Source organism: Undibacterium sp. Dicai25W (assembly GCF_049340505.1).
Classification (GTDB): Bacteria; Pseudomonadota; Gammaproteobacteria; order Burkholderiales; family Burkholderiaceae_D; genus Undibacterium; species Undibacterium jejuense.
The window spans coordinates 28,010-50,426 of the sequence record NZ_JBMPOQ010000019.1; the positions used below are offsets into that span (position 1 = coordinate 28,010).

A 22,417-nucleotide genomic window follows, 5' to 3' on the forward strand; every position below is an offset into this window, starting at 1 on the left:
CATGGCCGAACTCGCAACGATCGCTCGTCCTTACGCTGAAGCGCTATTCCGTGTTGCCCAAACCGGTAACCTGTCCGCCTGGTCGGAACTGGTCACTGAAATGGGTCATGTGGGTGCGAATTCCGATGTACAAGCTCTTGCACACAACCCAAAAGTCTCGGCTTCTCAAAAAGCTGAGATTTTCCTGTCTGCGCTCAAATCGCCAGTGACTACTGAAGCCAAAAACTTCGTAGCAACGCTCGCTGACTATGATCGCCTGACTTTGCTGCCTGAAATCGCTTTCCAATTTCACGCTCTGAAAAACGCCTTCGACGGCGCTGCAGATGCGGAAGTAACAAGCGCTTTTGAATTGTCCGCAGCCCAGTTGAGCGACCTGGCAGTGACATTGGAGAAGAAATTTGGCCGCAAACTGCACCCAACAGTCAAAGTAGATCCTGCTTTGATCGGTGGTGTGCGCATCGTGGTTGGTGATCAGGTGCTTGACACGTCGGTTCGCGCTAAGCTGCAAAAAATGCACGTAGCACTGACCGCGTAAGAACGTAATAAATATTAGGAGTTAGTATGCAACTCAACCCATCTGAAATCAGCGAGTTGATCAAGAGCCGGATTCAAGGCCTTGGCGACACAGCTGAGATTCGTAATCAAGGTACGGTTATCTCCGTTACCGACGGTATCTGCCGCATCCACGGTCTGTCTGACGCGATGCAAGGTGAGATGCTGGAATTCCCAGGCAACACATTTGGTCTGGCATTGAACCTGGAACGTGATTCCGTTGGCGCCGTTATTCTCGGTGACTACGAACACATCTCCGAAGGCGACACAGTGAAATGTACTGGTCGTATTCTGGAAGTGCCTATCGGTCCTGAATTGCGCGGTCGTGTTGTTAACGCGCTGGGTCAGCCTATCGACGGCAAAGGTCCAATCAATGCTAAATTGACTGCACCAATCGAAAAAATCGCTCCAGGCGTTATCGCTCGTCAATCCGTTTCTGAACCACTGCAAACAGGTATCAAGTCTATCGACGCGATGGTACCAGTTGGCCGCGGTCAGCGTGAATTGATCATTGGCGATCGTCAAACTGGTAAAACAGCGGTAGCGATTGATGCGGTGATCAGCCAAAAAGGCCAGAACGTTACATGTATCTATGTAGCGATTGGTCAAAAAGCTTCTTCCGTTAAAAACGTTGTGCGCGCTCTCGAAGCCCACGGCGCCATGGAATACACCATCGTTGTTGCTGCAACTGCTGCTGAATCTGCAGCGATGCAATACGTTTCCGCTTACTCCGGTTGCGCGATGGGCGAATACTTCCGTGACCGCGGTGAAGATGCACTGATCATCTATGATGATTTGTCTAAACAAGCTGTGGCTTACCGTCAGGTTTCCCTGTTGCTGCGCCGCCCACCAGGCCGCGAAGCTTACCCAGGTGACGTGTTCTACCTGCACTCCCGTTTGTTGGAGCGTGCAGCGCGCGTGAACCCTGATTACGTTGAAGCATTCACCAAAGGTGAAGTAAAAGGTAAAACAGGTTCTCTGACAGCGTTGCCTATCATTGAAACTCAGGCTGGTGACGTTTCCGCATTCGTTCCTACCAACGTAATTTCGATTACCGATGGTCAGATCTTCTTGGAAACATCCTTGTTCAACGCCGGTATCCGTCCAGCGATTAACGCTGGTATCTCGGTTTCCCGTGTTGGTGGTGCAGCGCAGACTAAAGTTATCAAAAATTTGTCCGGTGGTATTCGTACTGACTTGGCGCAGTATCGTGAATTGGCAGCGTTTGCTCAGTTCGCATCTGACCTTGACGAAGCAACCCGCAAGCAGTTGGATCGTGGTGCCCGTGTTACTGAACTGCTTAAACAAGCTCAGTACGCACCATTGTCTATCTCTTTGATGGCTGTAACTTTGTTCTCCGTGAACAAAGGCTTCCTGGATGATGTACCTGTTAAGCAAGTATTGGCTTTTGAAGCTGGCGTACACAACTTCATGAAAACTAGCCATGCTGCTTTGTTGCAAAAGATCGAAGAAACCAAGCAACTGGACAAAGATGGCGAAGCTGCCATGGCTGCCGCAATTGCTGATTTCAAAAAATCCGGCGCCTATTAATTTACTGTAGCTAGAAGGAGTCAATACTCATGGCTGCAGGCAAAGAGATACGTGGCAAGATTAAAAGCGTAGAAAATACGAAGAAAATCACGAAAGCGATGGAAATGGTCGCTGCGTCCAAAATGCGTAAAGCGCAAGACCGGATGCGTGCGGCTCGTCCGTACAGTGAAAAGATTCGTAACATCGCTGCTAACTTGTCGCAAGCCAACCCAGAGTACACGCATCCTTTTATGGTTCAACAAGATCACTCCAAGAAGGTCGGAGTGATCGTTGTGACGACAGATAAAGGTTTGTGCGGTGGCTTGAACACCAACGTGTTACGTTTGGTCACCAACAAATTGCGTGAACTCGAAGGTAAGGGTTCAAAAGTAGAAGCGGTCGCAATTGGTAATAAAGGTTTAGGCTTCCTGAATCGTATTGGCGCAGAAGTGGTTTCCCATGCAGTGCAATTGGGCGACGCTCCGCACCTCGATAAATTGATTGGCCCAGTCAAAGTTTTGCTGGATGCCTATCAGGAAGGCAAACTCGACGCGGTTTACTTGAGTTATACCAAGTTTATTAACACCATGAAGCAAGAACCGGTGATGGAGCAATTATTGCCTCTGACAGCGGATCGCCTGGCGGTAGATAAGTCTTCCCATGCTTGGGATTACATCTATGAACCAGATGCAAATACGGTGATTGATGAATTGCTGATCCGTTATGTAGAGGCGCTGATTTTCCAAGCAGTGGCTGAAAACATGGCGTCTGAACAGTCGGCCCGTATGGTGGCGATGAAATCAGCAAGTGATAACGCAGGTAACGTCATTGGTGAGTTGAAACTGGTTTATAACAAAACCCGTCAAGCTGCCATTACCAAAGAGCTCTCCGAGATCGTCGCCGGCGCGGCAGCGGTCTAAACTGTATAAATATTTATTGAAGGAACGAACATGGCTAATGGCAAAATCGTTCAGTGTATCGGCGCTGTGGTGGACGTTGAATTCCCACGTGACGCGATGCCTAAGATTTACGATGCCTTGAAAATGGAAGGCTCCGAGTTGACTTTGGAAGTTCAGCAGCAATTGGGCGACGGCATTGTCCGTACCATTGCTCTGGGTACTTCTGACGGTCTGCGTCGTGGCATGATTATCAGCAACACAGGTCATCCAATCATGGTACCAACCGGCAAAGCAACGCTGGGTCGTATTATGGACGTATTGGGTAACCCTATCGATGAATGCGGTCCTGTCAGCCACGAGCAGACAGCATCGATTCACCGTAAAGCGCCTGCTTACGACGAACTGTCACCATCCCAGGAATTGCTGGAAACCGGTATCAAAGTTATTGATCTGGTTTGCCCATTCGCTAAGGGTGGTAAAGTTGGTCTGTTCGGTGGTGCTGGTGTTGGTAAAACCGTTAACATGATGGAACTGATCAACAACATCGCTAAAGCACACAGCGGCTTGTCCGTGTTTGCTGGTGTTGGTGAACGTACTCGTGAAGGTAATGACTTCTATCACGAAATGGCTGACGCAAAAGTGGTTGATCTGGAAAACCCAGAAAACTCCAAAGTTGCGATGGTGTACGGTCAGATGAATGAACCACCGGGTAACCGTCTGCGCGTTGCTTTGACTGGTTTGACTATTGCTGAAGGTTTCCGCGACGAAGGTAAAGACGTTCTGTTCTTTGTGGATAACATCTACCGTTATACACTGGCCGGTACTGAAGTTTCCGCGTTGCTGGGTCGTATGCCTTCCGCTGTGGGTTACCAACCGACACTGGCTGAAGAAATGGGCCGTCTGCAAGAGCGTATTACATCCACAAAAACTGGTTCGATCACATCGATCCAGGCCGTGTATGTTCCAGCCGATGACTTGACCGATCCATCTCCTGCAACGACGTTTGCTCACTTGGATTCTACAGTTGTTCTGTCCCGTGACATCGCTTCTCTGGGTATCTACCCAGCGGTTGATCCACTGGATTCGACATCCCGTCAGTTGGATCCACAAGTTGTGGGTCAAGAGCACTATGAAACAGCACGCGCTGTTCAAGGTACTCTGCAACGCTACAAAGAATTGCGCGACATTATCGCGATTCTGGGTATGGACGAATTGGCTCCTGAAGACAAATTGCTGGTTGCACGTGCACGTAAGATGCAACGTTTCTTGTCTCAGCCTTTCCACGTTGCTGAAGTATTTACCGGTTCTCCAGGTAAATATGTTTCGCTGAAAGACACGATCAAGGGCTTCAAAATGATCGCTTCCGGCGAACTCGATCACTTGCCAGAACAAGCGTTCTACATGGTAGGTACTATCGACGAAGCAATCGAAAAAGCGAAAAAACTGGCTGCTTAATTCTTAAGCACTAGCGCTGCGACGGCAACGTCGCAGCAAGAGCTTTTTCAAGCGAACAAAAAGGGTCCAACATGGCACACACTATTCACGTTGACGTAGTTTCAGCAGAAGAATTGATTTTTTCTGGTGAAGCTGAATTCGTCGCGTTGCCGGGTGAGGCTGGTGAATTGGGTATCTATCCAAAACATACTCCACTGATTACCCGTATCAAACCGGGTGCGGTGCGCATCAAAGTGGCTGGTCAGGCTGAAGACGTATTCGTTTTCGTTGCTGGCGGTTTGCTGGAAGTGCAACCAGACGGAGTGACTGTTTTGGCTGATACCGCGATTCGTGGTCACGACCTGGACGAAGCTAAAGCGACTGAAGCTAAGAAATTGGCTGAACAAGCTTTGGTTAATCGCGATTCCACCATCGACTATGCGCAAGCACAGGCTGAATTGGCAACCGCGATCGCCCAATTGGCAGCGATTAACAAATTGCGTCAAAAGCGTTAATTCGTTGCCGTCATTGACGCGACGAAAGCAGTACAATAAAAAGGCAGCTCCGGCTGTCTTTTTGTTTTATGAGGGTGATTAATGCACGCATCAGCCATTTTTGACCAGCCCATGGCAGACATAGCGGACTTGCTTCGAATAAGTAAAACTATCGCCGTGGTCGGTTTGTCGCCCAAAACACACCGTGCCAGTTATTCCGTTGCGGCCTATATGCAAGCGCACGGCTACCGCATTATTCCCATCAACCCACGCGAAGCAGGAAAAACGATTTTGTCGGAACTTTGTTATGCTGATTTAGCAGAAGCGCGCCAGCACCACCATATCGACATCGTTGCTTGTTTCCGAAGTGCTGACGATATTCCACCAATTGCCGATGCGGCAATCGAGATCGCGGCGCGCTGCCTTTGGATGCAGTCCGGCATAGTGAATATTGATGCCGCGCAGTCAGCATATCAGGCTGGGTTAATCGTTGTTATGGATCGCTGTCTGAAAATAGAGCACCAGCGGCTTCTTCTGAATATGAACACCTACACCGAAAGTGAATAAACCATGAGCGTCGCTGAACAATTTCACATCCCAGCCAAATTCGAACTGAAAGATGCTGATGCCTCCCGTAAGCTGATAGGATCTTCGACTGGTCAGAAATCCGAAGACAAACAAGCAGATAAATTACAAACTGCTTCCTTTGCTGAACAAATCTCGAGTTTGCAAGAGGTGTTCGCCGCCAATCACGACCATAAACTATTGGTTATTTTGCAAGGCATGGACACGTCGGGAAAAGACGGAACGGTGAAAAGTGTGTTCGGTCAGCTTCATCCTTTGGGTGCTCGCACCGTGGCATTTAAAGCGCCAAGTCAGGCTGAAAAGGACCGCGATTTTTTATGGCGAGTTCACAAAGAAGTGCCAGGTAAAGGCGAAATCGTGATTTTTAATCGCAGCCATTATGAAGATGTACTGATCAGCAAAGTGCATGGTTGGATCGACGATGCTGAATGCGAACGCCGCTACGCGCATATCCGCGACTTCGAACGCATGTTGGTCGAAACGGGAACCATCGTTTTGAAATTTTTCCTGCACATCTCCAATGCTGAACAAAAACAGCGTCTTGAGGAACGTTTAGCCGATCCGGATAAACATTGGAAATTTGATATGCAAGATCTGGCTGAACGTGTGCATTGGGATGCTTACCAACGCGCATATGAAAGAGCCTTAACGGCGACGGATACCCGGGAAGCACCCTGGTACGTGGTTCCGTCTGATTCTAAGACCCAAAGAAATCTTGTCATCGCCAGTATTGTTGACGAACGACTTGCAAGTCTTAACCTCAAGTATCCACCCGGCAATCTCGAATATAGCAAACTGATTGTTGAATAACGAAAATGAGCGTACTTTTTGCTAACACTCCACCTCATCACAGGTCTCACGATTTGTGGAGGTCTGCAACCAGAAATATCGCTAACAAAAAATGGGCGAAGAAGCTAATTCAATCGATGCATGTTATCTAAAGATAGCGAAACTCATTGCTCAAGCTTGAAGTGGTATTGGTCATAAATTTGCAATATAAATAACGTAAGCCACCAATTGAAATCATCACTTATGCACAAACTGTCAAGTACATTATTTTTATAAAAATAAGCGCCTTTCTGATTATGAGTATTTATATATAATAAAATCAATGACTTAGGAAGTTAACTTGTCATACGTAATTAAAAAATCGAGGTAAACTCCAAATAAAGAAAATCTATCCACAAAGTTATCCACAGTTATTCAAAAGAAATTCACAGCCTTAAACGCAACTTGCGCAAGATCAGATGCTGATCCCTGCGGCTTAAGCGATAATGTCGACTAATCCGAAATTTGCGATGATATTTATTCATTGCTGTGAACCTTAGTTTTTTGAAAGCCCCCATGAGCCACCAATTTTCGCCACTGAAAAACGATACCTTTCTTAAAGCTTTAATGCGTGAAGAAACCGACTACACCCCATTGTGGCTCATGCGTCAGGCCGGACGTTATCTGCCAGAGTATCGTGCGACCCGTAAAGGCGCTGGGTCGTTTATGAGCCTGGCGAAAAATCCGCAGTTCGCGACGGAAGTCACGTTGCAACCCATTGATCGTTATGCGTTGGACGCAGCGATTTTGTTTTCCGATATTCTGACCGTGCCTGACGCTATGGGCTTGGGCTTATATTTTGAAGAAGGCGAAGGGCCGAAATTTGAACGTCCATTAAAAGACGAAAAAGACATTTTGGCTTTAAAAGTTCCGGAAGAAGGCAGTCTGCAGTATGTGTTTGATGCTGTGACACAAATCCGCACTGCGCTTGATGGTCGCGTACCGTTGATTGGCTTCTCAGGCAGCCCTTGGACGCTGGCATGCTACATGGTCGAAGGCCAGGGCTCGAAAGAGTTCCATAAGGTCAAGACCATGCTGTACAAGCGTCCAGATTTGATGCATCACATTTTGCGTGTGAATGCGGATGCCGTCGCTAGTTATCTGAATTCACAAATTGATGCCGGAGCACAGGCCGTGATGATTTTTGATAGTTGGGGGGGGGCGTTGGCGGATGCCGCATATCAAGAGTTTTCTTTGTCCTATATGCAAGACATCGTATCCAAGCTGCAAAAGGAAAAAGACGGCAAACGCATTCCCGCCATCGTCTTCACCAAAGGTGGCGGCCTATGGTTGGAGAAGATTGCTGCCATCGGTGCTGACGCAGTAGGCTTGGATTGGACAGTCAATCTGGGACAAGCACGTTCCCGCGTAGGTGACAAGGTTGCCTTGCAAGGAAATCTAGATCCAGCGATCTTGTTTGCTGACCCGGAGCAAATCCGCCAGCAGGTGATACAAACCCTGGATGCCTATGGGACGCCGACCGCAGGTCATGGCCATGTGTTCAATCTGGGACATGGAATCTCCCAGTTTACGCCGCCAGAATCCGTTAGTGTTCTGGTTGATACCGTGCACGAATATAGCCGTCAGCAGCGTAATAAGTGATCAGACTTGCCCTATAAAGTTGCATGACATCATTTGAAATGCACAGGTTAGGGTAATCTGCTGCCCGTCATATAATCGAAGAACCGGATAAAAGTATTAAAATTTGAATATCGTTGGTGCTGGCAAAACGACAATGACTGATTTGCCGCGCCAACGCGTCATGTTGCTATGCACAACCTCGTATTTATGCGCCTTCCCAACCGAAAAGCTGTGGAAAACCAAGTGGATAATAGCTAATAACTTTTATATTTCTTTCACCGATTTTACTTACTTATGCACAAATTCAGGGCGTTGTAAAAAAGCTTTAAAAATATTTTTTTATATTCGACGAATATTTATAAGTCATTGATTTTAAAAGACATTAAAATTTTGACGTAGAACCACTTCTAGCCCAAGACCCGCATAAACACTAACAAAAACCAATGTCAATAGATCTTTCTCCACAAAGTTATCCACAGAAGTTGTGGACAACTCAAAAAGGCCTTATAAAATCAATGTTTACGCTTGTTTATTGCCAAAAAAACTAGGCCGTGAAAGCTATTTTTCTTCGTGTCGCGCTCGACACTCCTCTTGACACCCTGTTTGATTACCGTTGCGTGCTTTCGACCGCGACTGACAAGGCAAGCATTCCCTATATCGGGCAATTACTTGTCGTTCCATTTGGACGTCAAGAATTGGTTGGTGTCATTGTTGATATTCGTGAGAGCACCGACGTCCCAGAAAATAAGATCAAAGACGTTATCACCGTCCGGACGGAGCTAACACCCTTGTTGCCGGATTGGATGGCATTAGTGCAATTTGCCGCCGATTACTATCAAAGGCCTTTGGGCGAGGTGGCATTGCCAGCGTTGCCAAAGAACCTAAAGGCAATTAAACCGGTTTCTCTACAGCGAAATTTAAAAAAATTAGCAAAAATAAGCACCACGAACAATGTCCAGCCTACCGCTGAGCCAGATTTGAACGCTGAACAACAAGCTGCAGTCGATCAAATTACGGGTGCATCCGGCTTCGCTGCCAATTTGCTATTTGGTGTGACTGGGAGCGGAAAAACCGAAGTTTACTTACAAGCGGCAACCAAAGTACTAGCACGTGATGAGCAAAGTCAGATCCTCATTTTAGTGCCTGAAATCAATTTGACGCCACAGTTTGAGTCACATATCAGAGCCCGGTTCCCGGGTGTGATGTTGTCGACCTTACATAGCGGCATGGCGGAAGGCGAACGATTGTTGCACTGGCTCGCCGCTCATCAGGGGCAGGCACGCATTATCTTGGGCACGCGTCTGGCGATGCTGGCATCAATTCCGCATCTGAAACTTATTATTGTTGATGAAGAGCATGACCCTTCTTACAAGCAACAGGAGGGGTTGCGCTATTCGGCGCGCGATCTGGCGATCTGGCGTGCGCGTCAGTTGAATATTCCTGTCGTATTGGGTTCGGCTACACCGTCCTTGGAAAGCTGGCAGGGAGCCCAAAGCGGTCGTTATCGCCAATTAAATCTGCGTGAACGGGCAGTCAAGAATGCTGTTTTACCAGTTGTAAAAATCATTAATCTGGAGCGGGAAAAACCCAGCGATGGTTTGACCCCACGTCTGATATCCTCAATAAAGCTACGTCTTGAGAAGGGTGAGCAATCACTACTATTCCTAAACCGGCGTGGATATGCTCCAGTTCTCGCTTGTGATGCTTGCGGCTGGATCAGTCAATGTACCCGATGTACAGCTAACTTAGTCTTACACAAAGGCGATCATCGTTTGCGTTGTCATCACTGTGGACTGGAGCAACGTATCCCGCGTTCATGCCCGACTTGCGGCAATATTGATCTGCAACCTTTGGGGCGTGGTACGCAAAGAATGGAAGAAAGTCTTGCGGCAATTTTTCCTGACGCTAAGGTATTTCGGATTGATGCCGACTCAACTCGCCTCAAAGGCAGCGCTGCCGCCGCGTTTGAACGTGTGCATGATGGTGACGTGGATATCCTGATCGGCACCCAGATGGTTGCCAAAGGGCACGATTTTAAACGCCTGACGCTGGTTGCCGCGTTGAACCCGGACGCTGCTTTGTTCTCGCAAGACTACCGCGCTAGCGAACGCTTGTTTGCCCAATTGATGCAGGTGTCCGGACGTGCTGGGCGTACGGCACAAAAAGAGGGCGGTAACATGTCTGAAGTATTGGTACAAACCCGTTACCCGGATCATCCTTTGTATCATGCTTTGATGGCGCACAACTACGAAGACTTTGCAAAAGATCTTTTGCTAGAACGACAGCAAGCACAATTACCACCATTTATGTACCAGGCTTTGCTCCGCGCAGAAGCAAAAGAATTGCAACAAGCGTTGGAATTTTTGCAACAAGCAGCGGCGTGCCAGACCCACATAGGGATTACCATCAATGACCCTATCCCTATGACCATGACGCGCGTCGCCAATGTTGATCGCGCGCAATTATTGGTTGAATCTGCTTCAAGACCAGCGCTGCAAGCGTTTGTGAAAGAATGGATCATTACCCTGAGGTCGTTTAAAAGCCGGGTTAAATGGTCGATAGAGATTGATCCTGTTGACATCTAGCAGTGCTCATCTCGTGACAAATGTCATCATTGATTGGTGATCATCTGTACTGATTTTTTCGAACCGAAGATGGTATCCTGAGTGTTAGTTAAACATAAATCAACCAGTTTGCGAGGATCATCATGGAACACGCTTTCGTGCAACCCGTCTCAGCCCAAGCCAGTCAACGCCGCCCGATAGGCGCAATGATTTTTGCCGTCTTTGGCAGTCTGTGGTTACTTTCTTGGAATCATTATTCAGGCAGCCATCAAACGCTATTTAACGTGCTGATCGTAGCATGTGGTATCGCAATCATTTCCTGGGCGGTCAGCATCGACAAGAGAGTCAGATCCACGCTTACCGGTATCCAGAATGACCAGGATAGTCGGTTGAGCAATAAAACCTATCATTTAATCAATGCTGCACAATGGTTGGCGATATTTATTGGCATTAACCTACTCAATCAATTTGGTCTCGCCGCATGGGATCTTCCTTTGATCGTATTGATCGTTGGCTTACATTTTTTTCCATTAGCTCGTCTGTTCCATCAGCCTAAACATTACCTGACGGGAGCTTACTTTGTATTGTTGGCGGTGCTTTTTCCGCTTTGTTCAGCAAATGGACCTGGTGATGTAAATATCTGTCTGGGAGCCGGTATTGGCTTGTGGATCAGTGCGCTATGGAGTTTGTCTGAAATTCGTCAGACGCAGACACTGAAGGATTTACCTCCTACAACAGTTATCTAGATATAAAGAATTGTGGGAGAATCAGGCATCTGCCAAATTCTCCCTTTTCCAAAACCAATTTATGTCTAGCAAACCCTCTTCGTCCTATCAGCCTCCCGCGAATCAACGAGAACTGGTGCTCGCATGGCTGCGGCGCGCACGCGAATCGCAGATGGCACACTACGAAATGGCGAATTTGCTTTCGACCCGCGGGCGTTGGCTTGGGGTACCAGTAATATTAATCACGACCGTGATTGGTACTTCGGTCTTTGCCTCATTAAGCTCAGTCGAAATTAGTTCAGGTGCGAAAATTGTCGTCGGAACCCTGAGTGCCATTGCCGCTGTATTATCGAGCTTGCAGACTTTTTTTAAATATTCTGAACGTTCTGAAAAGCATAGAGCAACCGCCGCTCGTTACGGTGCCATCCGCCGCAAGCTAGAAATTCTGTACGCCGAACATACCGAGACTGCCGAGAAACATTATCTCGATACTTTGCGCGAAGAGTTAGATCGCATTTCTGATGAATCGCCGCATGTCCCGGTCTCGGTATTTGAACGTATCCAAAAAAATATCTTCTATACGGGTGAAGCGCAGTCAGTGCGTCAGTCATAGGCAAATAGCAACCGATCTGTACCAATAAGCGCTTCACTACGCACGCATCCGATTACCGAAGTGATCGTGTACCGATCAGCTACGCGTCATCAATTAATCGATGATGCGCATCTTAAACTGACGTCCTTTGATATTCGTGCGGCTGAGTTTATCCACAGTGTTGCGCGCGACGTGACGATCAATCGCCACATAGGTAGAGAATTCAGACACGTTGATTTTGCCGACTTGTTCTTTTTTCAGACCAATGTCGGCGGTTAATGCGCCAAGCAAATCACCAGGACGTAATTTATCTTTTTTTCCGCCAAAGATACACACGGTCGTCATCGGCGCTTGTAACGTTTGATCTGGTGCGGCTTCCAGCGCATTGATGTCGGCCCAAGTGACGGCTTCCCCCTGATATTCTGCGATCAGCTTCACCCATTTTTTTTCATTTGGGGTTGCCAGACTCAGTGCCAGACCTTTTTCACCAGCGCGGCCGGTACGACCGATGCGGTGAATGTGTACTTCAGTATCTTTCGACACGTCAACGTTGATGACCGCTCCCAAAGTTTGAATATCGAGCCCGCGCGCCGCCACGTCCGTTGCTACTAATACTGAACAACTTTGATTGGCAAAACGGATCAATACTTCATCGCGGTCGCGTTGCTCCAGATCGCCATGCAAGGCCAGGGCGCTGATACCTTGAGCTTGCAACTCTTCAGTCAATTCGCGGCAGTGAATTTTGGTATTGCAAAAGGCAATGGTAGAAATCGGTTGATAGTGGTGTAACAAACGCGCGACGGCTTCATTGCGCTCTTCTGGTGTGACCAGATAAAACAACTGCTCAATGTGATTCGCCGCGTGTTGTGACTCGACCTTGATTTCAACCGGATCGCGTAGCAATTGTTCGCTGGCTTTGCGAATATTGTCGGGATAGGTCGCAGAAAACAATAAGGTTTGACGGCGCGGGGAACACGCTTCAACGATAGTGTAGATATCATCATAAAAACCCATATCGACCATGCGGTCGGCTTCGTCCAGTACCAAGGTTTGTACGCTGTTGAGCTTGATCGTGCCACGGCTGATGTGATCAATCAGACGACCGGGCGTGCCTACAACAATATGTGCACCATGCTCTAGCGAAGCGATTTGCGGGCGCATAGCTGTGCCACCGCACAAGGTCAGAATTTTGACATTCTCGATGGCGCGGGCGAGGCGGCGTAATTCATTTGCCACCTGATCAGCGAGCTCGCGGGTTGGGCAAATGACCAGACCTTGCACAGCAAAATACGTCGGGTTGAGTTTGGCTAATATCCCGAGTCCAAAAGCGGCCGTTTTGCCGCTACCAGTTTTGGCTTGCGCAATCAGATCACGTTGTTGCAACACAATAGGCAAACTCTCTGCCTGGATGGCGGTCATCGTTTGATAACCCAAACTCTCCAGGTTAGCGAGGATGGCAGGAGACAAGGGGAGCGAATTAAAGGCAGTGGAGTCGGACATGGAGCTCATTTCAAAAAACGGATGGATAAGTGCTATGCACTCTGTGCGTGGCAATAAAAGAGCAATGCCAGCTTCTATGGCGTTATTGTAGGGCATGAAGCACAAGACGGCAGAAAATAGCAGACGGCGAAAGAAAATTACCTTTGATTTTGTATAACCGCGCCATTCTTGCGAGCTTTTTTGCGGTGCCAATTAAGACAAAGCGGCAAACATTTCTTACATATAGTTGCCACTCGGTAACATTTGATTACATATTCGTTGTGATAAAACTTAGAATTCCGCCGAAAGTTAGGCAAAATTGCGGTTATTGAATAAAAACTACAGTTATTCTCACCTTAGATTTTCATAGAATTTGTGCAAACTATCAGAAAAATCATGCATTTATGGTTACAACAAGGCGCGTATAACCGCTTATTTGTACCATTACTAGTTCTTGTCCTCGCGGTAGCGGGGCTACGTTATTATCTATTCATTGATGCTGAAACCAGAGAAGCGCATCAAAGACAACAAGTCGTTCTGACGCAAACAGCTCATTACCTGAGCACACGCATCACGGAACTTGATGAAAGTGGCAATGCTACTGATATTTCGCGCTTATTCGAGCAAGAGCTCGGTGCAACACCGGAGCTTGCAGCGATTTACTGGAGCGCAGATCAACAAAACGTAGAGAGTCATCAACAACCTCACGCATCAAATGTAACTAAGGCAGAAACAGTACCAAAAAACCTGCCGCCCTGGTTTGGACACCTGATCAAACTTCCACCATTGAAACTACAGACCACGGTTGCCCTCGCAAACGGACAAACTGGCAACCTGCAAATAGATGCAAATGCTGCTCCCGCAGCGTATCTCATCTGGAAAAAAGTGCAGCAACAATTGCTTATTTCTAGTTTTTTGCTGATAGCGATTTTTTCATTATTAGCGTTGGTGGTGAGAGCCAATGCAAAGACTTTGGCACAACTGGCCGCGGCAAATCATCGCTTTCAACACGGTGAATACTCCGTTCGTATGGAAGTGGGCGGCACTTCGGAGGGACGGGCGCTTAGTTCTACTTTTAATAGTATGGCAGCAGAGGTCGAACAGTTGGTGACTTCACTGCGCGTGAGTCAGGCTGAACAAAACGAGCAATTACATTTTACCTGGCAATTGTTGACGGCTTTACCCATCCCTATTTTTTTTAAAGATCGCAACGGAATTTGCCGTGGTGTGAATGCCGCGTGGACGCAAATGTTTGGTATGAGTGCGCAGCATGCTGTGGGCCGACCCATGCAAGAAATCTTGCCATTAATTGAGCAGATCAGTCATAACCTGCACACACAAAAAGATGCGCACCTGGGCCAACAATTGGTCTTAGAAATGAATGTCCCGACAGCGGACAAAGATCTGGACGTTATATATTACGAAGCAACCTACACTAGCGTGGAAGGAAAACCATCAGGTGTGATCGGCGCTCTGGTCGATATCAGCGAACGCAAGCAAATGCAGGCTGATCTCGCAGAAGAAAAAGAAAGAGTTGAAACCACGCTCGATTCGATTGGTGACGCTGTAATTAGTACCGATATTGACGGTCGTATTCTGACACTCAATCGGGTGGCGCGGCAGTTAACGGGATGGAGCCGGGACGAGGCGCAAAGTTTATTATTGACTGAGGTATTTGAATTATCCGACCCCGAACAGCAAAATTTGTTTTTAGCGTTTCTGCAAAATATTGAATGGCAAAGCTCTACGTACCAAGCCAATAATCAAGCTTTACGCTGCCGCAATGGCAAGCTATTAGACATTAATTTTACCGCTGCGCCGATTCGGCAGGTTGATGGTACGCATCGGGGTTGCGTGTTGATTTTCCGGGATTTGAGCGAACAACGCCAATTATTGAGACAAATTTCCTGGCAGGCTGGTCATGATATTTTGACTGGATTGGCGAATCGTAGTTCTTTGACCGCGCATTTTCAAAATGCGATTACGATAGCGCGTCAACAAAATACATTCCTCGCTGTGTGTCTGCTGGATTTAGATCATTTTCAGGCTGTGAACGAACAATATGGTCAGGAGTTCGCCGATAAGCTGTTGCAACGCGTTGCACGCAGATTGGAGCGCAGCGTTGGAGAAGGAAATTTGGTCGCGCGTCTTGGAGGAGATGAATTTGTAGTCCTTCTTCAAAATCAACATGATCTGGCAGAGGTTGATAAAAATCTAGTGCTTCTGTTGGCCGAATTAGCACAGCCATATCAGATCGAACAGCGCAACACCGTCATGTCAGCCAGTATTGGTGTGGCGATCTATCCACGCGATGAACAGAGCCCTGATGCCTTGTTACGCTTTGCCGATCAAGCCATGTATCAGGCTAAGATCAGCGGTCGCAATAAATACCATTTGTTCGATGCTCAACGCGATCAGGAAGTGCGCACGCATCACAACCAACGCGTACGGATTAGTGAAGCCTTATATAACAATGAATTTGTCTTATATTTTCAACCTAAGGTCGATATGCGACGTGGGCTCGTGATAGGAATGGAAGCTTTGCTGCGTTGGGACCATCCGGAGCGCGGCATACTTAGTCCTATGGAATTTTTGCCACTGATAGAACAAACGGATCTGATTATTGAAGTCGGTGAATGGGTGATGCGTAAATCACTTGCTTACCTGCAGGAATGGATCGCTGCTGGTCATCAATGGGTGATCAGTGTCAATATTGCTGCCAGACATTTCCAATGTCATGATTTTCTGGAAAAGCTCAGTGAGATTCTTTCTGCCTTTCCACAATTGCCATCCCAAAGTCTGGAAATTGAGATTCTGGAGTCGGCAGCGATTCAAGACATTCAATATGTGCACGAAGTGATGCTGGCAGCGCAGCAGTTAGGAGTGCGTTTCGCCCTAGATGATTTTGGCACGGGTTATTCTTCTTTATCTTATCTCAAACGCTTACCGGCAAATACATTGAAAATTGATCAGAGTTTTATCCGCGATATGTTGGATGACCAGGATGATCTGGCTTTGATTGGTGCAATTATTGGTCTGGCACGGGCGTTTAAACGAGAGGTCATTGCTGAAGGTGTTGAGACCACCGAGCATGGTGTTGCTTTGATGCGTTTGGGCTGCGATCTTGCTCAAGGGTTTGGTATTGCACGGCCAATGCCAGCTAATCAGGTGCTGGCATGGGCGCAAGGCTATCTGGCTCCTGCTGCATGGCGAAGCGTGGCCGTGAACTAATCAACGACCACCAATATGGAACATTTATTTCAGGCGTTGCTGAGTGGCTTGCAAGATATCTTTGGCCATGTTCTCAGATATGCTGCGTAAAACACTGGAAATTGCTGGGGCAATGCCACCGTAATCTGCGCTGTTTAATGCCATTGAGCGCCGTAAATGCTGTCGCCGTAATGGTTTTTTGTTGGTGTCAGAAATAGTCCAGACAATATCGATCGCTATGTCCTGCCCCGGCGTTATTTGTAATTGCTGAATCTCAGCATGAACAAAATAACGCGGTAAAGTCGCGTGTGTATCAGCACGTAGAGCTAACCATGCCTCTGGCAATTGTGCCTGCAAATTAGCGAGAAACGTTTGTCTGATTTGTTCATCCAGCGGTGCTACCCAGCGTTGTTCATCCAGAATTTGTGACTCTGTCGGCGATTTTTGTACTACTAATTGCGGCCGATTTATCCCATCAGGTATCGTGACTGTATCGAGAATGACGTCATATTTTGCATCATCAGACGTATGGTCTTGATTGGCGTATGTGAGTTGATAAAAACGGTCTTTATTTGGACTGGCACAAGCCACCAGCGTCGTAACAAGTGCCGCAACGCCCAGCTTGCGTAGCAGTTGCTGGTGCGAAATCAAAGAGTATTGATTGAACTTGATCATGGTTTAACTTTCTCTATTCCAAACACCAACGCATCCGGATGACGCTCTAAAGTATCGGCAAAATTGGCCAGCGAGCGCGCTGATTTGGAGACCTGTTTGAGGGCTTCACGTAAGTCTTGTTGTACCGGTGCATCTTCTGATAATACGGCGTTGGCGCTGGTCAAGGTTGCACGCGCTTCCTTTAAGGTTGAAGTCAATTCTGGGGTGACTTCAGTATCAAGATGACGACTTAATTTTTCTGTGTTTTCCAGCGTCTTATTTAGCTTCGTCATTGCGGTCAACAGTTCACCGGATAGTTGTTCGAATGGAAGCTTGTCGATTTTTTTAGCGATCCGACCTACCGTATCCTGAATTTCTGCCAAACCACCATTATTGCTAGGTAATACTGGAACATCGCTACTCCAGTTGATCTTTGCTGGCGGCGCATCGTTGAAAAAATCCAGTGCTACATAGAGCTGTCCGGTCAGCAAATTACCGGATTTTAATTGTGCTCGCAGGCCTTTCGCAACCAGGCGATCAAGCAAAGCATGTTCTTTGCGTGCGGTATCGTCATCCGGTGCTTGTGCGCCATTTCTGAGTTGCGAACGCAGACGATCCGGATAAATGCTGACCTCGACAGGAAAGCGCGGCACATCGCCACTTTCAGAAAAATCCACACCGATAGACTTCACTTCGCCGATCACAATACCGTGTAAATCAACGGGGGCCCCCTTAGATAAACCACGCAGCGAATCTTTAAAATACATCACGTAGGATCGGACTCTGGTATCGGGAGAGCGCATCGCATGTTCGCGGTTTTCAAATAAGCTGAACACCGTGCCATTGTCGGCAGGTTTTAAACCTGGTGGCGCATCGTCGACGTCCTGAAATGCTAAGCCACCATCGAGTATTGAGGTCAACGATTCAGCGGCAACTTTGACGCCATTTGCGTCCAACGACACTTCTACACCGCTGGCGTGCCAGAAGCGTGTTTGCGTATTGACGTACTGGTCATACGGTGCGTCGATAAAGACCCGCAGCGTAATACCCTTGCCATCTTTATCCAGACTGTATTGCGTGACATGTCCAGCATCAATATGCCGGAAGTAAACTGGAGAGCCGTAGTTGATGGAACCGATTTGTTTGCCATGTAAAATAAATTCATGACCGACAGAATCGCGTGTGACTAAAGGCGGCGTTTCCAAGCCCGTGAACTCATCCGTACTATCTTTGGCGACACCTACGTCGACGCTAATGTAAGCACCTGACAACAGCGTACTCAAACCGGATACTGAGCCGCCAGATATGCGCGGTCTGACCACAAAAAAACGCGTATCAGTAGCAAGAATATCCGCAGCGCTTTTAATCAATTGCGCCGTCACAATTACGTTTTTCCTATCACTCGATAAACTGATCGCCTTGACCTGTCCGACATCAACGTCTTTGTAGCGCAGTTTAGTCTTACCGACTTCAAGACCTTCTGCGGATTTAAACGTGATCGTAATTACCGGACCCTGGCTGGTGATACTATGAATCACCAGCCACAAACCGATTAAAGCCGCAATGAAGGGGACGATCCAGACCACGGATGGCAGCCGCCGGCGTGAATGGACGTTTACAGCGGGAATTTGTGCCGCTTGAGCACGTGGTGTGGCAGCGGTATCTTGTCCCTCAGGGGAGGGTGGAACATGATCATTCATCGGTATCTATTGCATCCCAAATTAAACGAGAATCAAAATTTATTGCTGACAACATCGTCAGTACCACGACCGTAGCAAATGCAAACGCGCCTTCACCCGGATAAACAGCCGCCAGGCTTTGAAACTGCACCAAGGCAACTAACACAGTAACCACATAAATATCTAACATCGACCAGCGTCCAACCGTTTCAACGATACGAAATAATTGCGTCCGTTGCAAAGGGTGAGAGGCTGAGCGCCGCCAGCAAGTAAACAGTAAAAAGCTCATAGAAAAAAGCTTTAGCAATGGCACCATCACGCTGGCAAAAAATACCAATAATCCCAAAGGCCACGAACCGGAAGCGAACAGCAACACCACGCCGCTCATGATGGTATCGTCTTCAGGGCCGAAAATAGTTTCGGTATGCATGACCGGCAATAAATTGGCGGGGATATACAGAATATAAGCTGCAATCAGATAGGCCACTGATTTGCTGAATGCTGTTTTACTGCGCAAATGCAGATGTGTTCCGCAGACTGGGCATTTGGCATCATTGGCGTGAATGTGACAGAGCGTCTCGCAAATGCGGCATGTTGCCAAATTAGCGCTGGCGCCGGTCGCTAAATGATGACGCATTGGCGTTAATGCTGGAGGGATTTGTTCGTCTTCAAACCTGGACATCTGATTTCCTTTGCTGAAACCAGTTCCAGACATTATGCGGCGTTAACATTGTTCCCATGTAAGCTGAGACGACAATCAGACCTGAACAAGACCAGAAGGCCGGGCCGACGATAATATCGGCTAAATCTTTTAATTTCACCAAAGATACTAACAATCCCAGCATGAATACTTCAACCATGCTCCACGGGCGTAGCTTTTGTAAGATGACCATAGGCAAGCCTGTGGTTTTGAGCTGCTTGCCCCACTTTAGTCGCGATAAAACATAAATTTCGATGCCAATTTGCATCGCAGGGGCAACTATCGTGGTGAGTATCACAAGCACGCATAATACCGGCATTTCTCGATCCCACATTGCTAACGCCGCTCCTAATAAACTGGTTTCGCGCGTATTTTGTTGCAAATGCAATGCCATCAGCGGGAAGGTGTTCATGATTAAAAACAGAATTACAGTGGTAAATGCCATTGCCAGTGTTTGTTCCAGGGTCGAACCACGGTGCTGAAATAGTTTGGCACGACAACGCGGGCAACTGGCGGCTTCACCAACAGCGAGTGTTTTTTCCTGGCAAATCAGATCGCATTCGTGACACACCACGAGTTTTACTTCTGACATAAAAAGCTATCCATTTATTTCAAGAGGGAATGCAGCGTGACATTAAAACATAATGTTGGATACTTGCCATCCCCGTTAGTGATAATTTTGCTCATTTAAGCTTATTGACGAAATAAAAAAACGGCATGTCTTGCGACATGCCGTTTTAATGATCAGAGCTTTAGCTTAAATACTTTACTTTTATTTGGCCGGATATTTGACTGACATTTCCTTGAGTACGTTGTCAGCATGATCTACTTCTTTCATAACCCATAACATGTAACGGATATCGACATGAATTGCACGTGTGATGGCACTATCGAAATACCAATCCTTGGTAATTGATTCGTAAGTGGAATCAAAATTCAACCCAATCAGTTCGCCATTTTTATTCAAGACTGCTGATCCGGAATTACCACCCGTAGTATCGGCACTGGACAAGAAATCTACTGGCACTGTGCCAAGCGTCGCATCTTTAAATACACCGTAACGTTTCTCTTTGATCGCTGTCAGCAAATTATCTGGCGCAATGAAAGGCTCTTTGCCGGTATGTTTTTCAACAATACCTTCAACGGTGGTGAACGGACCCTTGGTCACGCCGTCTTTGGGACTGTATGGAGCAACCGTGCCATAAGTAACGCGTAGTGTAGAGTTGGCATCGGCGTAGACAGGTTTTCCTTGCGAGTTTTTCCAGGTGATCACTGCTTGCATGTATTGTGGAATAACGCGTTCCAGATTTCCGTTCACTTCTTTACGACGCTCTTCGAGTGTCATCCCGATATCGTGTAATTTGATCGCGAGTTTAATAAAGGCATCATCTGACTGTAAGAACGCGGCAGCATCTTGTTTCAGCCACGCGAGGCGTTTGGCCGTATTGCCCAGCTCGCTTTGTTGATACATGCTGGCAACCGATTCCGGCATCGGCAATAAAATGTCGAGTCCTTGTGGGTGGGTTTTGGCATCAAGTTTGTTATACCTTTGTAATGCAGCGGTATAGCGTGCCTGATCGACATTTTGCATATACGATTGTTCCAGACGATTCAGCCGTGCTGCAATAAACGCGACATCACGCTGCTGGAAGCCAGCTTCACGTTGTGCATCTGGCTTCGCGGTTTCCAGCGCCAGACGATATAAGGTACGGGCGCTTCTCAATAGCTCGCTATTGTTGGCGACCGACCAGGCAAACTCTTCTTCGGTCAATGCCATATCACTGGCGATCACGGTATCGAGTTCTTTCAAAAAATCTTTGTCTGGATTATTTTTACTAAACCAGCTGCGGAATTCGGCATCCTGCTCATCTTTGATGGCTGCGATGTCTTTGCGGTTAAAGCCATCAACCAATCCTTGGGTTTTTTTCAGACCATTATTGATGCCCTTGACCACACTTGCATAGCGCACTACGGCATCGGGATTTCCCTGGGTTGCCGCATTAATTACTTCCACGTCAGATTGTGATTCAGCGATGCGCTTTGGATAGCTGACGTCGCGTGCGAAGCGGATTTCTTCTGGCAATTTATAGCGACTAGTCCGGCCCGGGTAGCCTGCCAGTAAAATCGGATCACCGTTCTTCAGCCCTAATGCTGAAATCGTTAAGAAGTCTTTAGATTTATACGGGACATTGTCGGGTGCTGGGTCAGCAGGACGACCATCTTTACCGACATAAGCGCGTAAAAATGAAAAATCGCCGGTATGGCGTGGCCATTCAAAATTATCGACCTCACCGCCAAAATTACCGATCTTGTCCGAAGGTGCGTACACCAGACGCACGTCACGGATCATCAATTGACGTATCCGGTAATACTCCATGCCACGATGGAAACTAGGAATAGAACAACGGTAGGCTTTGTCTTGTTCGCACTCGGTAATCAGTGCTTTGATTTTATTTTCGACCATAGCATGACGTTCTTTGCCAGTCATTGTAGGACTGATACCTTGCAAGACCTGGGCCGTAACGTTGTCAACCTTGTCCGTGATATACATGCGCGAATCGCTACCGGCCGGCAATTCTTCGCTCATGGTTTTAGCTAAGAATCCATCACTGATGTAATTTTTTTGGGCGCTGGAATTGCGTTGTATTGCACCATAAGCGCAATGATGATTAGTCACGACTAAACCGGCATCGGAGACAAATGACGCGGAACATCCACCTAGCGATAACATCGCGCTCAATGGTGCTTTGGTCAGATCGGCTAATTTTTCAGCGGGAAGGACAATGCCTACTCGTTTTAATTCAGCTTTGAGCTGCGGCAATTGGTGTGGTTGCCATTGACCTTCGTCGGCATATGCCATTGACATGCTGCTGATTGCAGTACTGGTTAATAGTAAAGAAAAGAAATTCAA

The 22,417-nt window shown here is 47.4% G+C and carries 18 protein-coding genes; 12 read left to right on the forward strand and 6 right to left on the reverse strand.

Annotated elements, in window-relative coordinates:
* Position 1: 1 nt before the first annotated feature.
* The 11 genes from ACO0KY_RS16465 to ACO0KY_RS16515 all read left to right on the forward strand — a co-directional run bounded on the left by ACO0KY_RS16465 (position 2) and on the right by ACO0KY_RS16515 (position 11,805).
* Positions 2 to 535, forward strand: a complete 534-nt coding sequence (locus tag ACO0KY_RS16465; protein WP_422997094.1) for a F0F1 ATP synthase subunit delta — start codon at positions 2 to 4, stop codon at positions 533 to 535.
* 26 nt (positions 536 to 561) lie between these two features.
* Complete coding sequence (gene atpA, locus ACO0KY_RS16470) at positions 562 to 2,103, forward strand: F0F1 ATP synthase subunit alpha (protein ID WP_186911979.1); 1,542 nt, start codon at positions 562 to 564, stop codon at positions 2,101 to 2,103.
* A gap of 29 nt (positions 2,104 to 2,132) precedes the next feature.
* Entirely contained in the window at positions 2,133 to 3,002 is an 870-nt protein-coding gene (atpG, locus tag ACO0KY_RS16475; RefSeq protein WP_422992284.1) for a F0F1 ATP synthase subunit gamma, read from the forward strand.
* 30 nt (positions 3,003 to 3,032) lie between these two features.
* Positions 3,033 to 4,436 (forward strand): F0F1 ATP synthase subunit beta, encoded by a 1,404-nt coding sequence (gene atpD, locus ACO0KY_RS16480; RefSeq protein ID WP_186911977.1) that lies wholly within the window; start codon positions 3,033 to 3,035, stop codon positions 4,434 to 4,436.
* 71 nt (positions 4,437 to 4,507) lie between these two features.
* Positions 4,508 to 4,930, forward strand: a complete 423-nt coding sequence (locus ACO0KY_RS16485; protein ID WP_422992282.1) for a F0F1 ATP synthase subunit epsilon — start codon at positions 4,508 to 4,510, stop codon at positions 4,928 to 4,930.
* 81 nt (positions 4,931 to 5,011) lie between these two features.
* Positions 5,012 to 5,476 carry a CoA-binding protein gene (locus ACO0KY_RS16490; RefSeq protein WP_423047858.1) on the forward strand — a complete coding sequence of 155 codons (465 nt, stop codon included), beginning with the start codon at positions 5,012 to 5,014 and terminating at the stop codon, positions 5,474 to 5,476.
* A 3-nt stretch (positions 5,477 to 5,479) separates the two neighbouring features.
* Positions 5,480 to 6,304: a PPK2 family polyphosphate kinase gene (locus ACO0KY_RS16495; RefSeq protein WP_423047860.1), complete on the forward strand. Its 825-nt coding sequence runs from the start codon at positions 5,480 to 5,482 to the stop codon at positions 6,302 to 6,304.
* A gap of 534 nt (positions 6,305 to 6,838) precedes the next feature.
* Entirely contained in the window at positions 6,839 to 7,924 is a 1,086-nt protein-coding gene (gene hemE / locus ACO0KY_RS16500) for a uroporphyrinogen decarboxylase (RefSeq protein ID WP_186911974.1), read from the forward strand.
* Positions 7,925 to 8,454: 530 nt separating this feature from the next.
* Positions 8,455 to 10,488, forward strand: a complete 2,034-nt coding sequence (locus tag ACO0KY_RS16505; protein WP_423047863.1) for a primosomal protein N' — start codon at positions 8,455 to 8,457, stop codon at positions 10,486 to 10,488.
* Between the two features lie 122 nt (positions 10,489 to 10,610).
* Entirely contained in the window at positions 10,611 to 11,213 is a 603-nt protein-coding gene (locus tag ACO0KY_RS16510) for a hypothetical protein (RefSeq protein ID WP_423047865.1), read from the forward strand.
* A 61-nt stretch (positions 11,214 to 11,274) separates the two neighbouring features.
* Positions 11,275 to 11,805: an SLATT domain-containing protein gene (locus tag ACO0KY_RS16515; RefSeq protein WP_423047867.1), complete on the forward strand. Its 531-nt coding sequence runs from the start codon at positions 11,275 to 11,277 to the stop codon at positions 11,803 to 11,805.
* Between the two features lie 93 nt (positions 11,806 to 11,898).
* Here the strand turns inward: ACO0KY_RS16515 and dbpA are convergent, their stop codons facing one another.
* Positions 11,899 to 13,293 carry an ATP-dependent RNA helicase DbpA gene (gene dbpA, locus ACO0KY_RS16520; protein WP_186912094.1) on the reverse strand — a complete coding sequence of 465 codons (1,395 nt, stop codon included), beginning with the start codon at positions 13,291 to 13,293 and terminating at the stop codon, positions 11,899 to 11,901.
* A 366-nt stretch (positions 13,294 to 13,659) separates the two neighbouring features.
* Here dbpA and ACO0KY_RS16525 point away from each other — a divergent pair, with 366 nt between their 5' ends.
* Positions 13,660 to 16,494 carry an EAL domain-containing protein gene (locus tag ACO0KY_RS16525; RefSeq protein WP_423047869.1) on the forward strand — a complete coding sequence of 945 codons (2,835 nt, stop codon included), beginning with the start codon at positions 13,660 to 13,662 and terminating at the stop codon, positions 16,492 to 16,494.
* A gap of 24 nt (positions 16,495 to 16,518) precedes the next feature.
* Here the strand turns inward: ACO0KY_RS16525 and ACO0KY_RS16530 are convergent, their stop codons facing one another.
* The 5 genes from ACO0KY_RS16530 to ACO0KY_RS16550 form a co-directional block, all read right to left on the reverse strand.
* Complete coding sequence (locus ACO0KY_RS16530) at positions 16,519 to 17,148, reverse strand: PqiC family protein (protein WP_423047871.1); 630 nt, start codon at positions 17,146 to 17,148, stop codon at positions 16,519 to 16,521.
* Positions 17,145 to 18,827 carry an intermembrane transport protein PqiB gene (locus ACO0KY_RS16535; protein WP_423047872.1) on the reverse strand — a complete coding sequence of 561 codons (1,683 nt, stop codon included), beginning with the start codon at positions 18,825 to 18,827 and terminating at the stop codon, positions 17,145 to 17,147. Before ACO0KY_RS16535 ends, ACO0KY_RS16530 begins: the two co-directional genes overlap by 4 nt.
* On the reverse strand, positions 18,820 to 19,488 hold the full coding sequence (locus ACO0KY_RS16540; RefSeq protein ID WP_246447216.1) for a paraquat-inducible protein A: 669 nt from the start codon (positions 19,486 to 19,488) through the stop codon (positions 18,820 to 18,822). Before ACO0KY_RS16540 ends, ACO0KY_RS16535 begins: the two co-directional genes overlap by 8 nt.
* Positions 19,475 to 20,098 (reverse strand): paraquat-inducible protein A, encoded by a 624-nt coding sequence (locus ACO0KY_RS16545; protein WP_186911967.1) that lies wholly within the window; start codon positions 20,096 to 20,098, stop codon positions 19,475 to 19,477. Before ACO0KY_RS16545 ends, ACO0KY_RS16540 begins: the two co-directional genes overlap by 14 nt.
* Before the next feature lie 180 nt (positions 20,099 to 20,278).
* Positions 20,279 to 22,372: a S46 family peptidase gene (locus ACO0KY_RS16550; protein WP_423047902.1), complete on the reverse strand. Its 2,094-nt coding sequence runs from the start codon at positions 22,370 to 22,372 to the stop codon at positions 20,279 to 20,281.
* Between the last annotated feature and the right edge of the window lie 45 nt (positions 22,373 to 22,417).

Bases quoted from the DNA above. Each gene is read 5' to 3' on its own strand.
- ACO0KY_RS16465 (WP_422997094.1), top strand. From the start codon at position 2: ATGGCCGAACTCGCAACGATCGCTCGTCCTTACGCTGAAGCGCTATTC.
- atpA (WP_186911979.1), top strand. From the start codon at position 562: ATGCAACTCAACCCATCTGAAATCAGCGAGTTGATCAAGAGCCGGATT.
- atpG (WP_422992284.1), top strand. From the start codon at position 2,133: ATGGCTGCAGGCAAAGAGATACGTGGCAAGATTAAAAGCGTAGAAAAT.
- atpD (WP_186911977.1), top strand. From the start codon at position 3,033: ATGGCTAATGGCAAAATCGTTCAGTGTATCGGCGCTGTGGTGGACGTT.
- ACO0KY_RS16485 (WP_422992282.1), top strand. From the start codon at position 4,508: ATGGCACACACTATTCACGTTGACGTAGTTTCAGCAGAAGAATTGATT.
- ACO0KY_RS16490 (WP_423047858.1), top strand. From the start codon at position 5,012: ATGCACGCATCAGCCATTTTTGACCAGCCCATGGCAGACATAGCGGAC.
- ACO0KY_RS16495 (WP_423047860.1), top strand. From the start codon at position 5,480: ATGAGCGTCGCTGAACAATTTCACATCCCAGCCAAATTCGAACTGAAA.
- hemE (WP_186911974.1), top strand. From the start codon at position 6,839: ATGAGCCACCAATTTTCGCCACTGAAAAACGATACCTTTCTTAAAGCT.
- ACO0KY_RS16510 (WP_423047865.1), top strand. From the start codon at position 10,611: ATGGAACACGCTTTCGTGCAACCCGTCTCAGCCCAAGCCAGTCAACGC.
- ACO0KY_RS16515 (WP_423047867.1), top strand. From the start codon at position 11,275: ATGTCTAGCAAACCCTCTTCGTCCTATCAGCCTCCCGCGAATCAACGA.
- dbpA (WP_186912094.1), bottom strand. From the start codon at position 13,293: ATGAGCTCCATGTCCGACTCCACTGCCTTTAATTCGCTCCCCTTGTCT.
- ACO0KY_RS16525 (WP_423047869.1), top strand. From the start codon at position 13,660: ATGCATTTATGGTTACAACAAGGCGCGTATAACCGCTTATTTGTACCA.
- ACO0KY_RS16530 (WP_423047871.1), bottom strand. From the start codon at position 17,148: ATGATCAAGTTCAATCAATACTCTTTGATTTCGCACCAGCAACTGCTA.
- ACO0KY_RS16535 (WP_423047872.1), bottom strand. From the start codon at position 18,827: ATGAATGATCATGTTCCACCCTCCCCTGAGGGACAAGATACCGCTGCC.
- ACO0KY_RS16540 (WP_246447216.1), bottom strand. From the start codon at position 19,488: ATGTCCAGGTTTGAAGACGAACAAATCCCTCCAGCATTAACGCCAATG.
- ACO0KY_RS16545 (WP_186911967.1), bottom strand. From the start codon at position 20,098: ATGTCAGAAGTAAAACTCGTGGTGTGTCACGAATGCGATCTGATTTGC.
- ACO0KY_RS16550 (WP_423047902.1), bottom strand. From the start codon at position 22,372: ATGTCAATGGCATATGCCGACGAAGGTCAATGGCAACCACACCAATTG.